Genomic DNA, 14,723 nt, shown 5'->3' on the forward strand with positions numbered 1-14,723 from the left:
AAACACCGAAACTCAGGCCATTAGGGGACAAGCGTGCGTCAACGTGTAAAATCCCTGGAGGAATCCGTGGCTTTGGGTTGCGCTGGCAATGGTGGCTGATGCGACGGATCGGAGGAGCGCGAGCGGCGTGAGCAATCGACAACGTTTCGTCTTGGCGGGGGCCTTTACCGTTCTCTTCGCGAGCGCGTGGACGGCTTCCGCTCGGGCGGACGATGCCTCGAAGCAAGCGCGAGCCGAATACGACGCCGGCGCAGCTGCCTACGAAAAGAAGGAGTACACGACGGCGGCGCAGCACTTCGCGCGAGCCGACGAACGGGTGCCCAACTCGCGCGCCCTGCAGCTTGCGATGGCCGCTTCGCTTTCGAGCACCGATGGTGTGCTGGCCATGGAGCTCGTGGAACGCGCGGAGACACGCGCGGTCGATGGCGCGTTGGCGGAGTTGGCGCAAAGGCTGCGGAAGAAGTTCGTCGGTTCGGCAGGAAAGATCCGGGTGGTGTGCCCGGCCGATGTGCCTTGCACCGCCACGATCGACGACAACGCCGAGCGCACCGTCGAAGGAGGGCGCAGCGTTTGGGTCGCGCCCGGAAAGCACATCGCGCACCTTCGCGCGCGGAACGCTCGAAGCAGCGGCGCAAAGCCCGTCGATCGCGAAGTCGCGGTTGCCGCGGGTGCAACGGCCGACGTGACGGCATCGTCGTCGGAGCTGGCGCCGACAGCGTCCGCGGGTGTGGCCACGGCCGGTGCCGTGCAGACCGATCCGCGCGAAGTGCAGCCTCCGCCCGAGATCCGCCCCGAGCGCCGCGCCTCCGGCCTGGCTCCGGTGTACTTTTGGACCGCGCTGGGCGTCACCGGAGCGGCCGTGGCGACGGCCACCGTGTTCACCGTGATCACGAAGCAGCGCCACGATGACTTCGTGTCGAACCCGTCGCAACAAACGGCGGACGACGGATCCTCGGCGCAAACGCTGGCGCGCGTCGCGTGGGGCGTCACGGGCGCCTTCGCCGCGACGACCATCGTCCTCGCCGCGCTGACCGATTTTCATCCTGCCGAGAAGCGGGCCGCCGCCACGAAACCCCTCTCCGTTGCCGTGGGCCCCGGCTCGGTGCTCTTGGTCGGGCAATTCCAATGACCCCTCCAATGACCGCGACGCGCTACGAATCGCTGGCGCGGCTGGGCACCGGGGGAATGGCCACCGTTTACGTGGGGCGCGTCCAGGGCGACGTCAGCTTCTCGCATCTGGTCGCGCTCAAACGGGCACACGAGCACGTGCGCCTCGATCCGGAGCTGGTCGATGGCTTGAAGCGCGAAGCGCGTGTCGTGTCGCGCATTCACCACCCCAACGTGGTCGGGGTGATCGACGTGACGGAGGACGGTGGCGACGTCATCCTGGTGCTCGACTACATCGAGGGGTGCACGCTCTCGGATCTGATGCGCCGGATGGACACGTCGCAGTGCCCGCGCGAGATGCTGCGCATCCTGCTCGATACGGCCGCCGGTCTCGATGCCGCGCACCGCACCACCGACGAGTCGGGGCAGCCGCTCCACTTGGTCCACCGCGACGTGTCCCCGAGCAACGTGCTCATCGGCCGCGACGGCGTGGCGCGCATCGCCGACTTTGGCGTGGCGAAGACCTTGGAGCGCACCGCCGAAGAGACGGCGACGGGTGTGCTCAAAGGCAAGCTCGCGTACATGGCGCCCGAGTACATCGAGCGGCACTACGTGGACGCGCGCAGCGATCTGTTCTCGCTCGGGGTCATCGCCTGGGAGGTGATGACCGGCGAGCGGCTCTTCAAAGGCGCCACCGAGCTGGAGACCCTCAAGCGGGTCGCGGCGCAGAACATCCCGCCGCCCTCGGCGTACCACGCGCACCTGGCGATGCTCGACCCGGCGATCTTGCGCGCGGTCGCCCGGCAACCGGACTACCGCTTCCCCACCGCGGGCGACTTCGCGCGCGAACTCGAACTGCGTGCGCGCGCCTCCAACCTGGTGGGCTCGCACATCGAGGTGGCGAAGCTCGTCGAGAGCGCCTTCGGGGCGGAGCTCACCGAACGCCGGCGCCGCTTCGTCAGCGAGAACACCGCGCCCCCGCAGGGGGAGCCGGTACCGCCGGCCGCCATTTCGCATGCGCATCCTCCGCTCGACGCACCGAACTTCACGCAGTCGGCACCGGCCCAAAGCGTGACCCAGAGCGCCTTGCTCACGGCCCGCGCGCGCTTTGGCTCCGTCGTTCCGCTCTCCGTGCTCGCGGGCGTTCTGCTCGTCGCGACCGCGGTCTCCACCGGCGCATGGATCGCGCACCGGGTGAAGGGGAATGCGCGTCCCCCGGCCGCCGCCGTGCACACGGTGGCCACGGTGCCGCCTATTCCGGCAACGGCGCAGTCTGCTGCAGAGACGTATCCATCGACCGCTCAGGAGACAACGACCTTCGGCTCCACTTCCGACGAAGTGCCGAGCGCCCCGAGTGCGTCCGCGTCGGCGTCGGCCAAGCCCCCCGGCAAACCCGAGCCAAGAACACTGCCCCCACGGCGTCCGGGCAAAACCGAATCGGCGCCGCCTTCTCCACCTTCTCCTCCCACGCCACGCATCATCCCAGCAAAGCCGCCGCCCAATCCTTACGGACCGTGAGTCGCTCTTGACGACGTAGTCACCCGCGCGTGACAGTCGCGGCATGAAAAAGCTCGCCATCGTCGCCTTGGCCGCGCTTCTCGGTGGTTCGACGCTCATGTGCAGCGATCTCGAGCTCGTCTCGGACCTCCCTCCCGATGCGGGGCCCGATGGAGTCGCTCCCAGGCGGGATGCACGCACCGATGCGCCCCAGGCCGAGCAGTGGCCACCCTTCGCGAGCGATCCCACGACGCTGGTCGATACCTCGATTGGCAACAACGAAAATGGCACCACCTTCCCCGGCGCGACGACGCCGTTCGGCATGGTGCAATTGAGCCCCGACACGGGCACGAACCGATATGCCGCGTATCAATACAAGGATACGAAGATATGGGGTTTCAGCCACACACACCTCTCGGGTGTCGGCTGTCAGACGATGGGCAATTTCCGTTTCATGCCCACCAATAGTTTGCTCTCGTCCGATCCGACGCAGTACGCGACATCGTTCTCGCACGCGAACGAAACTCGTTCTCCGGGTTCGTACTCCGTCACCTTCGCTTCGGGCACGGAAGCCGCCGCGGGGATCCAGGTCTCGCTGACGGCCACGGAACGCACGGGGTGGCACCGTTACGTCTTCCCCGACACCGCCACGGGGATGAACGTCCTGATGGAGGTCGGCGAAAGCAATGGCAATGTCTACGACGCCGATGTCGCCGTCGTCGGAAACGACACCATCGAGGGATCGCTGATCGGCGGCAACTTCTGCGGCGAAACCGGCAAAGAGCGTTACCGCATCTTCTTCAGCGCGAAGTTCGATCGCACCGCGAAAGTGTTCGGCACGTGGGTGGGCAGCGCGTTCAACGTGAGCAGCCGCACGGCGAAGCGCAACGGCGGACGCATGGGCGCGTGGCTATCGTTCGACCCGGCGGCGGGAAGAACCGTAGGCGCTGTGGTCGGGGTTTCCTACGTCTCCGTTGAGGGCGCGCGCAACAATCGGCTCAAAGAGAGCCAGGGGCAGTCGTTCGATACGGTGCGCGATCGCGCGCACGGCATCTGGCAGAGCGAATTGCTGCGCATGCCGGTGGCCGGTGGCTCGCAGGCCGACCAGCGCACCTTTTACAGCGCGCTTTACCGCTCGCTGCTCCACCCATCCATCGCCTCCGACGTGGATGGGCAATACCGCGACTTCAAGAACGCCGTCCACACCAGCGACAAGCCCTATTATCAAATGCTTTCGCTCTGGGATACATACCGGTCCCAGAACCAATTGGTGGCCTTGCTCCACCCGCAGCGCGCGGCGGACATGGCCCGCTCGGTGCTGCGCATTTACAACGACTCGGGATGGATGCCGCGGTGGGCGCTGGGCAATGGCGAGACCAACGTGATGAGCGGAGATCCCATCACGCCGTGGGTGGTGACCATTTACCGCCGCGGCCTCCTCGATAAGGATACGGCGAAGAAGCTCTTCGATGCGCTCTGGCGCAACGTCAACGAGGTGCCGGGAGATACTTCGATATTCCGCGGGCGCGATGGGAATCCCACGTACAAGACGCGCGGGCACGTCGATTACAACGAGACCTCGGGCTACACCTACGGGGATCGCCGCCAGGCTGGCTCGGCCACGCTGGAGTACGCGTTCGCGGATTGCTCGCTCGCGGTGATGGCGCGCGGCTTGGGCGAAACCGAGAAAGCCAAACAACTCGATGCGCGGTGCCGCAACTTCGAAAAGCTTTGGGACGCGAATGCTCAGTCGAAGGGGTATGCGGGCTTTCCGCGCGCGCGGAAGATCGACGGCACCAACGCCGAGGCCGACCCGTACGATCCCATGAAGGGCCACGGCTTCCACGAGGGCACGGGGTGGCAATACCAGTGGCTCGTGCAGCAAGATGCGCCCGCGCTCTTCGCGAAGATGGGCGGTGAGACCGAGGCGGAGAAGCGCTTGGATACCTTCTTCGATATGCCCACCGTGCTGGCCGATCCGGCCAAGGCCGCCAAAGAGAAGTGGGTGCGCGGGGCGTATACCTATTACAACGCGTTCGCGTTCAATCCGAACAACGAGTCGGATCTGCACGCGCCCTGGATGTACGCCTGGACGGGCTCGCCCTGGAAGACCTCGGCCGTGCTCCGCGCGGCGCGCACGCTCTTCGTCGACCGTGAGGATGGCATGCCGGGCAATGACGATCTCGGCACCATCTCGTCGTGGCTGCTGTTCGGCATGACGGGCATCTTCGAGGCCGCGCCCGGCTCCGGCGCCTACGTGCTGACCGCGCCCATGTTCGAGGTGGTGGAAATTCGCCCCGAAAACGGCCGCACCGTGCGCATCGAGGCGCGGGGGGCCGATGCTTCGAAGCTTCAATACGTTGCGAGCGTTCGCGTAGGAAATCCCGAGCGCAACTGGATTCAAAGCTGGATATCGCACGAGAACCTGCTGGGCGCCGAGACCATTCGTGTATGGCTCACCGACGATCCCCATTCCACGGTTTGGGCCACGACCGCCGAGGCCCGGCCGCCGCGCCTGGCCGAGATCACCGGGCCATCGCCCTGAGATCGGCGGAGGGTTTCGTCACCGTCCTGCTTGACACACCGCACCAAGCCAGTCATTGTTACTGCGATATGCGAATCCCGCGCCCCACCCGTCTGATTATTATTATCGGAGGCAAGGTGCGGGCATAGACTCCCAGGAGTCCTGATACGAGCCCCGCACCTCCCAAGGGTCGCGGGGCTTTTTCGTTCCCGCGGCAGAAGGAGGTTCGAGGCGTTCCCGGAGGCCGTGAATGACTCGAATGACCCCACCTCGTGAATTGATGGAATCGATCCTCACCGCGCCGGTCTACGACGTCGCGATTGAGAGCCCGCTCGATCTCGCGCCGAATCTTTCACGTCGCCTTGGACACCAGGTGCTCCTCAAGCGCGAAGACCTGCAGCCGGTCTTCTCCTTCAAGCTGCGCGGTGCCTACGCCAAGATGGCGCGGCTATCCCGCGAAGAGCTCGACCGCGGCGTGGTGGCGGCGTCGGCCGGAAACCACGCCCAGGGTGTGGCCCTGGCCGCGCAGCGCTTGTCGTGCCGCGCGAGCATCGTGATGCCCGCGACCACGCCGGAAATCAAGGTGCGCGCGGTGGCCGATCGCGGGGCCAAGGTCGAGCTTTTCGGCGACTCCTACGGCGAGGCCTACGAGCGGGCAAACCAGCTCTCCCGCGAGCAGGGGCTGACCTTCGTGCACGCGTACGACGATCTGGACGTCATTGCCGGCCAGGGCACCATCGGGATGGAGCTTCTGCGGCAGCGCCCGCGCGATCTCCACGCCGTGTTCGTGCCGGTCGGCGGAGGCGGACTCATTGCCGGCATCGCGGCGTACATCAAGTGGCTCAAGCCCGACGTCAAGGTCATCGGGGTCGAGCCGGTGGACGCCGATGCGATGTGGCGCTCGCTGCAACTCGGCAAGCGCGTGGTCCTGGAGGAGGTGGGCTTGTTCGCCGACGGCGTGGCCGTGCGGCAGGTCGGCGAGAAGACGTTCGATCTCTGCCGGAACTACGTCGACGAGGTGCTGCGCGTCGATGGCGATGCGATTTGCGCGGCCATCCAGGACGTCTTCGAGGACACGCGGTCCATTCTGGAGCCCGCGGGCGCCCTGGCCGTGGCCGGGCTGAAAGCCTGGGCCGATCGCGAGGGCGACTACGGTCGCAGCCTGGTGGCCGTGACCTCCGGTGCGAATATGAACTTCGACCGGCTGCGCCACGTCGCCGAGCGCGCGGCCTTGGGCGAAAAGCGTGAGGCGCTGCTGGCGGTGACCATCCCCGAGCGGCCGGGCAGCTTCCGGGAATTCTGCGCGCTCATCGGCCGCCGCTCGGTGACGGAGTTCAATTACCGCTATGCCGACGCGAAGCGCGCGCACGTCTTCGTGGGCCTGGAGGTGCGCAGCGCCAGCGAGGTCGATCTTCTGCTGGCCACGCTGGAAGACGCGGGCCTGCCCGCGCTCGACTTGAGCGGAAACGAGCTGGCGAAGCTTCACTTGCGGCACCTCGTCGGCGGCCACGCGCCGGCGAACCACGAGAAGCTTTACCGCTTCGAGTTCCCGGAGCGTCCGGGGGCGCTGCTCAACTTCCTCGAACGGCTGCGCAGCGATTGGAACATCAGCCTGTTCCACTACCGCAACCACGGCGCGGACTATGGTCGTGCGCTGGTCGGCTTTCAGGTGCCGCCGGACACAGAAGCGCAATTGAACACCTTGCTCGACGCCATCGGCTACCGGCGATGGCACGAGACGGACAATCCCGTTTATCGCCTCTTTTTGGGCCCGTCGACGTAAGCCTCGAGAAAGGCGCGCCCGCGCGGTGAGATGCGGTAACCCGTTCCGAGGCTCTCGGTCAGGCCGAGCTCTTTGAGCTTGCGCACGTCCAGCTTGAACGAGGGCGTATCGCGCTCGATGGCCGCCGCCAACTCGACCGCGCGCGTGCCCTCGGGGTGCTCGTGGATGACGCGAAGGACGCGCTCCGTCCACGGGCCGTGCCGGCTCGTCGCATCGAGGCGCTCGAGCCGGCGTTGGAGCTCCGCGCGCTCCTCCGGCTCGAGCGACGCCCGCTCGCGCAGGGCAATGCGCGGATCGGCGCCGTCGAGTCGCAGGGCAATCGCGTAAAGTGTCCCCTCCCCGTACGCGCGCAACTCCGCGAGAAGCTCGTCGCGCGAGGCGTACCCCGCCGCACGGGCGTCCGCGTCGGTGAGCGACTTCGATGCCACTTCGTCGATGGCCTCGACGGCGAGCACACCGATGGGCGTGCGCAAATGGCTCCCCGCCTTCACGCGCGGCTTGTCCCATCGGCGGTAGGCCCGGGTGATCGTGCCGTCGGCGAAGCCCTGCAGGAAGCGGTCTTTGAAGAGCATGCCCTCGTCTCAGGCAACAGGAGGAGCCGGCTTCAAGCGCCGGTTCCGGGATCGCACCACGAGGAAGAGGCCGACGCTGAACGCTACGACGGCGCCGAACGCCTCCGCGGCGTACAGGGCCGCATCCGACTCGGGGACGTGCGACGGAGCGGCTCCAGGCGGCGCGCGCAAGGTGGCCATCGCGCGCTGCGCGAGCACGTTGACCGTGTTCACGTCCTCGGGCGATGCGAAGAAGCCAATGGAGTAGTTTCCCCTGCCCGTCGCCGCGAAGTATTGAAGCTGGTAGCTCATGATCCGACGCGGATCGTCCGCCGCCAGGCGCGGCGTCAGTTCGTAGCGGATGACTTGCACGCCGTTGATGCGCATCTCGGTCGGGTCGACATCGTCCTCGGGCGGAAACGCCTTCTCGCCGTAGGTGATCCGCCGCGCATCACGCCCGGAGCGCGCCAGGGCGCGTGCCGCTTCCTTGCTGAACTCCTCGTGCGTCTTGCCGTTGTGCATCACGAGCACGACGTAAAAGCTCTTGCCCGAGCGCACGACCATCGCGGTGATGGGCCGCATCTCGCCCGAGCCGCCCTCGAGGGTGCTCACCCGCGCATTCACCGACTCGACGTCGACCCCCGCGCAAGCTTTGGGATCTTGCTGCTCCTTGGGAAAGGAGACGCAGACCGTGGCGTCGTCCGGCGCGAGGTCGAAACCGAAGTCCTTGTCGGCGACGTTCACCGCCCCCGCGCGCGACGACCATGCAAGCCCGAACAGAAACGCGATGCACCCGATGAACTTGACCCACGCCATCGAGCCTAGGATAGCGCGATTAGGCCGCCGGGGGTGGCGGCGGTGGTGCATTGTATCCGTAGTACGTTTTGGGCGGCTGCGAGGGGCGCATCAACGTGCGAACCAGGAAATACAAGCCCACGATGAGCGCAAGCAGCACGCCGCCCAGCATCGCGGCACCGATGATCATGTGGACGATCGCGCTGGGCGGCCGCGCCCCCGGCGTGGCACGCAGCGAGGAGAGCGAGCGCTCGACCAGGGCCCTCGACGGGGGCATCTGTTCGGGCGACGAGGCAAACGTCATGGTGTAGCGGCCGTGGGCCGTGGCCGCCGTCCATTGAATCAATGCGCTCGTCGCATGCTGCTCGTCCTCCGGCGGGACCGTGGCCACGATTTCGTATCCCACCATCTGCACGCCATTTCGGCGCATCTCCGTCGGCGTGATGTCCCCCACCCCGCGCATCGCCTTCTCGCCGAGCTGATTCCGCAGGCCCTGCACTCCCCCCTGGGCAAAGGCCCTGGCCGTGGCCTTGTCGAACTCCGTGCGCACGTTGGCCTCGCGCAGGATGACCACGAATTCGAACCGCTCGTCGCCGCGCACCAGCACGGAGGCGACGATGCCAATGTCCCCTTGAATGGCCTTGCGGAGGCGCTGATTGAAGTCCTCGATGTCCACCCCGTCGCACGACTCCGGCTCGTGGAGCGACTCCGGCAGGGTCACGCAGGTCTCTTCGCCCTCGTCCGGCACGATGTCGACGTGAAAGTCGCCATCCACGATCTGCACGGCCGACGCAGGTCGTGCATGAAGGAGCGCGGCGAAGAGGATGCCCAATCCGACAAGGAGCTTTGCTCTCATGGCCTCCCCTCCGGCTCGTATTGCGGATTTGCCTTCGACTTGCCCAAGAGGGCGCGCACGAGAATGAATGCCAATACGCCGAATATGGCGAGTGCCCCCACTGCGCGGCCTACCCGGTATGCGAGGGTTGGGGTCTTCGGCGCCGGCGGCCCGGCCGGCTTTGCGCGCAAGGTCGCCAAAGAACGACTCGCCAATGCCGACACGGCGGCGGCATTTTCAGGGGCACCCGCGAAGATGATCCCATAGACGGCTTGGTCCGTAGGGACGGCGAACACCAACGTATAGCTCCACGCGCGTCGCGGATCATCGGCGGCGATCGCCGGTGTGGCGTCGAAGCTCGTGACCTGCACGCCTTGGATTCGCACTTGCGTGGGCTCGAGCTGGGCATCAGGTGTTAGTGCGGCGACTTTCCAATCGGCGCGCATGTTCTCGCGCACGATACGGGCGAACTCTCGCGCCGACTCCTGGTCGAACTCCGTCCGTAGGTTCTTGTACTCCACCATGAGCACGTGGTGCCTGGCGTCGCCCTCACGCACGTGCATCACGGCGACGGGCAGCACCGATCCTTGCCACGTCGCGAATTTTCTCCGCTCGGCCGCGACATTGACGTCCGCACAATTCTCCGCGTCGTACCGCGACGCCGGCTTGACGACGCACACGCCGTTGCTGCCCGGATCGATATCGATCGACAGGCTGCCGTTGACGATTTTTTCTGCGCGCACAAACGAAGACCAGGTCCCTAACGCCATGAGCGCGAGACCTGGCCCAATCCACTTCGATATCCTGGCGCACCCCATGAAGAACCCCTCCGAAGAGAGCCAGGATATGTTTTGCGCGTACTATTTACGAATCGCGCCGAGCACGCGTTGACCGAAAGCGCTGGTGGAGAGAGATTCCCCACCTGCACCGGCCATGTCGGCAGTGCGTGCGCCCGAGTTGATCACGTCGTCCACCGCGCGTTCCACCGCTTCGGCTTCCGCGGTGAGGCCCAAGGAGTGACGCAGCAGCATGGCCGCGCTCAGAATGGTCCCGGTGGGGTTCGCGATGTCTTTGCCCGCGATGTCCGGCGCGGAGCCGTGGATCGGCTCGTAGACGCCATTGGTGCCATCGCCCAGCGAGGCGCTGGGCAAAAGCCCGAGCGAGCCGGCCAGCACGGACGCTTCGTCGGTGAGGATGTCGCCGAACATGTTCTCGGTCACGATGACGTCGAACGAGCGCGCCGCCGTGATGAGGCGCATCGCGCAGGAGTCGACCAGCTGATGCTCGAGGGCGACGTCGGGGAATTCCTTGTGCACCTCGGTCGCCGTCTCACGCCACAAGCGCGAGGTCTCGATGACGTTGGCCTTGTCGACCGACGTCACGCGCTTGCGCCGCGGTCCCGCGAGGCGGAAGGCCAGGCGAACCACGCGTCGGACTTCTTCGTCCGTGTACTCGAGCGTGTCGACCGCGCGGACTTTGCCCTCGAGCTGCTCGCGGAAACGCGGCTCGCCGAAGTACAGGCCGCCCGTGAGCTCACGCACGAAGAGGATGTCCACGCCCTCGACCTTGTCGGCCTTGAGCGGCGAGGCCGCGGCGAGCTTCGGATGCACGCGCACCGGCCGCAAGTTCGCGTAGAGCCCGAGGCCGCGGCGCAAGCCGAGAAGCCCCTGCTCCGGGCGCACCTTGCGCTTCGGATCGTCCCACTTGGGGCCGCCCACGGCGCCGAGCAGCACCGCGTCCGCCGCCTTGCACGCGTCCAAGGTCGACTTGGGCAGCGGATCGTCGTGCGAATCGATGGCGGCCCCGCCGATGGCGTGCTCGGAGAACTCGAACGTGTGCCCGAACGTACGACCCACCTGCTCGAGCACGGCGCGTGCTTCGCGAACCACTTCCGGCCCGACGCCATCGCCGGGCAAAAGAACGATTTTCTTGGTCACGCCATCACTCCTTCAAAAGGACTTCTCTGCTTCATAGGCCGCAATGCGATCCGAAAGCGAGAGGATATATCCCAGTTCGTCCAAACCGTTTTCGAGGCAGTGCTTCGAGAACGGCTCGATGACGAATGGAAACGTCGAGCCATCCGGAAGGGAGATGCGCAGGTTCGGGAGATCGACGGTGATGCGAAGCTTGGGATCCGCCGCACTGGCCGCCACGACCTTCGCATGAGCATCGTCGCCCAGCGCCACCGGCACGAGGCCATTCTTCAGCGAGTTCTGACGGAAGATGTCCGCGAAGGAACGCGCAATGACCGCGCGGATGCCCCAATCGGTGAGCGCCCACGGAGCGTGCTCGCGCGACGAGCCACAGCCGAAGTTGTTGCCCGCGAGCAGAATCTCGGAGCCCTGCACTTCGGGGCGATTCAAGACGAAGTCGGGGCGGGTGCGCCAGTCGGCGAACAGGCTCGCCCCAAGGCCCTTCTTGTCCGTCACCTTGAGGAAGCGCGCGGGGATGATCTGGTCGGTGTCGACGTCGTCCGCCAAGAGCGGGACGACGGTGGAGGTCACCACGTCGAACGCCCTCATGATGCACCTCCGAGAAGCGTGCGCACATCCGTGATGCACCCCGTGACCGCGGCCGCGGCCGCGGTGAGCGGTGACGCGAGGAAGGTGCGCGATCCCGGTCCTTGACGGCCCTCGAAGTTGCGGTTGCTGGTGCTCACGGCATATTCGCCGCGTTCGAGTTGGTCGCCGTTCATGGCGATGCACATCGAGCAGCCCGCCTCCCGCCACTCGGCGCCCGCCTCGCGGAAGACGCGATCGAGCCCCTCGGCCTCGGCCTCGCGCTTGATGGCCTTCGAGCCCGGGACGATGAGCGCGCGCACGCCTTTGGCCACGTGCCGCCCGCGAAGCACCGACGCGGCCGCGCGAAGATCGCCCAGACGCGAGTTGGTGCACGAGCCTACGAACACCGTGTTGATCTTCTTGCCCAGGAGCGGCGCCCCCGGCGCGATATCCATGTAGCGAAGCGCCTTCTCCAGCGCCGCGCGGGCCGTCGCATCCGGCGCGTCGTCCGGCGAAGGAACATTGCCCGTGATGGGCATGCCCATGCCGGGGTTCGTTCCGTACGTGATCATCGGCTCGAGCGACGACGCATCGATGTCCACGTGCCGATCGAACGTCGCGCCCTCGTCCGTGCGCAGCTCACGCCAGCGCGTGAGCGCCACGTCCCACGCAGCCCCCTTGGGCGCGTGCTCGCGGCCCGAGAGGTACGCGAACGTCACGTCGTCCGGCGCGACCATGCCGGCGCGGGCTCCCGCCTCGATGGACATGTTGCAGACGGTCATCCGCCCCTCCATGTCGAGCGCGCGAATGGCCTCGCCGGTGTACTCGATGACGTGACCGGTGGCACCGCCCACGCCAATCTTCGCGCACATCGCCAAAATGATGTCCTTGGCCGACGTCCCATCCCGCAGCTTGCCGGAGACGCGCACCTCGAGCGTCTTCGGTTTTCGCTGCAGAAGGCACTGCGTGGCGAGCACGTGCTCGACTTCGCTGGTGCCGATGCCGAAGGCGAGCGCGCCAAAGGCACCGTGCGTCGACGTGTGGCTATCGCCGCAAACGATGGTGCGGCCCGGCTGCGTGTGCCCCAGCTCCGGGCCGATCACGTGCACGATGCCCTGCTTGTCCGAATCGAGTCCGTGCAGCGCAATGCCAAACTCGGCGCAATTTTCTTCCAGCGTCCTCAATTGCGCCTGCGCCTGCGCGTCCACGATCGCGAGCGACCGTGGAAGCGTGGGCGTCGAGTGGTCCATCGTCGCCACCGTGCGATCCGGCCTGCGCACGCGGATCCCCCGCGCGCGAAGCCCCGAGAAGGCTTGCGGCGAGGTCACCTCGTGGATCAGATGCAGGTCGATGTACACGAGCGCCGGGCGGCCTTCTTCTTCGGCCACCACGTGCGCATTCCATATTTTCTCGAAGAGCGTTTGCGGCATCTTGCCTCTTACCTGGTCGGGATCAGGAGGCGCGCGAGGACGCGACTGCCGCCTGTACGGCCTCGGAATGTACCACCACGTCGCGCGAAGAAGGCGCATCCCACTCGCCACCCGTCGCCTGGACGAGCTTGTTCTGCGCGCGCAGGTAGGCCTTCACGCTGGCCACGATGATGTCCGTGTCGGCACCGGTACCGTGGAAAACGCGCTTCTCCGGCCCGGAATGCTGAGCCCGCACACCCTCGTGCTCATCGCGTTCGCGGATGCGCACCGCCACCTCACCGAGCGCATCGATGCCCTCGGTCACGGAGCGGATGGTGAACTCGAGGAGGTCGGCATTGGTCGACACGATGGCATCGACGGCCTTGTAGGCCGCGTCCACCGGGCCCGTGCCGACGGCCGCGTGCACACGCACCTTGCCGTCCGGGCAACGCAGACGCACCGTCGCGGTCGGCATGCCCATGGTGCCGCAACCGACGAGGAGCCCTTCGAGCTGGAAGGACTCGATGTCCGGTCCCACCTCGTCGTGGATGAGTGCCTCCAGGTCCGCGTCGTGCACTTGCTTGCGACGATCGGCGAGCGCCTTGAAGCGCGCGAACACGCGATCGAGCGCCGGCCCGTCGAACGAGTAACCCATCGCATTCAATCGCGCCGAGAGCGCCGCGCGGCCCGAGTGCTTGCCCAGAACGAGGTTCGTTTGGGTCACGCCCACCGATTCGGGGCGCATGATCTCGTACGTGGCCTCGTGCTTCAGCATGCCGTCTTGGTGAATGCCCGACTCGTGCGCGAACGCATTGGCGCCGACGACGGCCTTGTTCGGCTGGACGACGATGCCCGTGGCCGTGCTCACCATGCGGCTCACGCGGGTGAGCTGCGTCGTGTCGATGCCCGTCGTCAAATTGAACTTGGGCGCACGCGTGGCGAGGGTCATCACCACTTCTTCGAGCGACGTATTGCCCGCGCGCTCGCCGATGCCGTTGATGGTCACCTCCGCCTGCCGCGCACCGGCCCGGATGCCCGCCAGCGTATTCGCCGTCGCGAGGCCCAGGTCGTTGTGGCAATGCACCGACACGATCACACTGTCGATGTTCGGCACATTGGCGAAAATGCCCGAGATGATCCCGCCGAACTCGTCCGGCGTGGTGTATCCGACGGTGTCGGGAATGTTGAGCACCGTCGCCCCGGCGCGGATCGCCACGTCGAGTACCTGGTAAAGGAACTCCGGATCCGTGCGGCCTGCATCCTCGGGGCTAAACTCGATCTGATTGCAGAGCGACTTCGCGTAGGCCACCTGCTCCGCGATCTTCGCGAGGACCTGTTCGCGCGACATCCGCAATTTGTGCTTCATGTGCAAATCGGACGTGGATAGGAACGTGTGCAGGCACGGGTGCTTCGCCCGCTTGATGCCTTCCCACGCGGCGTCGATGTCACCTTTGGTGGCGCGCGCCAGTCCGACGATCGAGGGCGGCTCGGAGGAAGGCCGGCCCTCGATCGGTTCTCTACCCACGTGCTCGGCGATTGCGCGTACGGCCGCAAGATCGTCGGGCGACGCTGCGGGAAAGCCCGCCTCGATCACATCCACGCCGAGGCGTGAAAGCGCTTTGGCGATCTCGAGCTTCTCGCTCGAAGTCATCGTCGCCCCAGGCGACTGTTCCCCATCTCGTAGCGTCGTATCGAAAATGCGTACGTAGTTGCCCATCGCT

The 14,723-nt window shown here is 66.3% G+C and carries 12 protein-coding genes; 4 read left to right on the forward strand and 8 right to left on the reverse strand.

Annotation, left to right across the window (positions count from 1 at the left end; genetic code table 11):
* Positions 1–127 precede the first annotated feature (127 nt).
* The 4 genes from LVJ94_23930 (at position 128) to ilvA (ending at position 6,911) form a co-directional block, all read left to right on the forward strand.
* A complete protein-coding gene (locus LVJ94_23930) occupies positions 128–1,129 on the forward strand; it encodes an outer membrane protein assembly factor BamD (GenBank protein WXB10265.1) in 1,002 nt (333 codons plus the stop codon).
* A gap of 8 nt (positions 1,130–1,137) precedes the next feature.
* A complete protein-coding gene (locus tag LVJ94_23935; GenBank protein WXB10266.1) occupies positions 1,138–2,625 on the forward strand; it encodes a protein kinase in 1,488 nt (495 codons plus the stop codon).
* A gap of 43 nt (positions 2,626–2,668) precedes the next feature.
* Positions 2,669–5,149 (forward strand): GH92 family glycosyl hydrolase, encoded by a 2,481-nt coding sequence (locus LVJ94_23940; GenBank protein WXB10267.1) that lies wholly within the window; start codon positions 2,669–2,671, stop codon positions 5,147–5,149.
* Positions 5,150–5,387: 238 nt separating this feature from the next.
* Entirely contained in the window at positions 5,388–6,911 is a 1,524-nt protein-coding gene (gene ilvA / locus LVJ94_23945) for a threonine ammonia-lyase, biosynthetic (GenBank protein WXB10268.1), read from the forward strand.
* Here the strand turns inward: ilvA and LVJ94_23950 are convergent.
* The 8 genes from LVJ94_23950 to LVJ94_23985 form a co-directional block, all read right to left on the reverse strand.
* Entirely contained in the window at positions 6,881–7,483 is a 603-nt protein-coding gene (locus LVJ94_23950) for a hypothetical protein (GenBank protein WXB10269.1), read from the reverse strand. The two genes, ilvA and LVJ94_23950, sit on opposite strands and share 31 nt — an antisense overlap.
* Before the next feature lie 9 nt (positions 7,484–7,492).
* Entirely contained in the window at positions 7,493–8,278 is a 786-nt protein-coding gene (locus tag LVJ94_23955) for a hypothetical protein (GenBank protein ID WXB10270.1), read from the reverse strand.
* A 19-nt stretch (positions 8,279–8,297) separates the two neighbouring features.
* Entirely contained in the window at positions 8,298–9,113 is an 816-nt protein-coding gene (locus tag LVJ94_23960) for a hypothetical protein (GenBank protein WXB10271.1), read from the reverse strand.
* Positions 9,110–9,862 carry a hypothetical protein gene (locus tag LVJ94_23965; GenBank protein ID WXB10272.1) on the reverse strand — a complete coding sequence of 251 codons (753 nt, stop codon included), beginning with the start codon at positions 9,860–9,862 and terminating at the stop codon, positions 9,110–9,112. The genes LVJ94_23960 and LVJ94_23965 overlap by 4 nt, the downstream gene beginning before the upstream one ends.
* 90 nt (positions 9,863–9,952) lie before the next feature.
* Positions 9,953–11,029 (reverse strand): 3-isopropylmalate dehydrogenase, encoded by a 1,077-nt coding sequence (leuB, locus tag LVJ94_23970; GenBank protein WXB10273.1) that lies wholly within the window; start codon positions 11,027–11,029, stop codon positions 9,953–9,955.
* 12 nt (positions 11,030–11,041) lie between these two features.
* A complete protein-coding gene (gene leuD, locus LVJ94_23975; GenBank protein WXB10274.1) occupies positions 11,042–11,614 on the reverse strand; it encodes a 3-isopropylmalate dehydratase small subunit in 573 nt (190 codons plus the stop codon).
* Positions 11,611–13,023, reverse strand: coding sequence for a 3-isopropylmalate dehydratase large subunit (leuC, locus tag LVJ94_23980; GenBank protein ID WXB10275.1), 1,413 nt, complete (start codon positions 13,021–13,023; stop codon positions 11,611–11,613). Before leuC ends, leuD begins: the two co-directional genes overlap by 4 nt.
* Positions 13,024–13,045: 22 nt before the next feature.
* Entirely contained in the window at positions 13,046–14,719 is a 1,674-nt protein-coding gene (locus LVJ94_23985; protein WXB10276.1) for a 2-isopropylmalate synthase, read from the reverse strand.
* Positions 14,720–14,723: the final 4 nt, after the last annotated feature.

This window comes from Sorangiineae bacterium MSr11367 (assembly GCA_037157805.1).
Classification (GTDB): Bacteria; Myxococcota_A; Polyangia; order Polyangiales; family Polyangiaceae; genus Pendulispora; species Pendulispora rubella.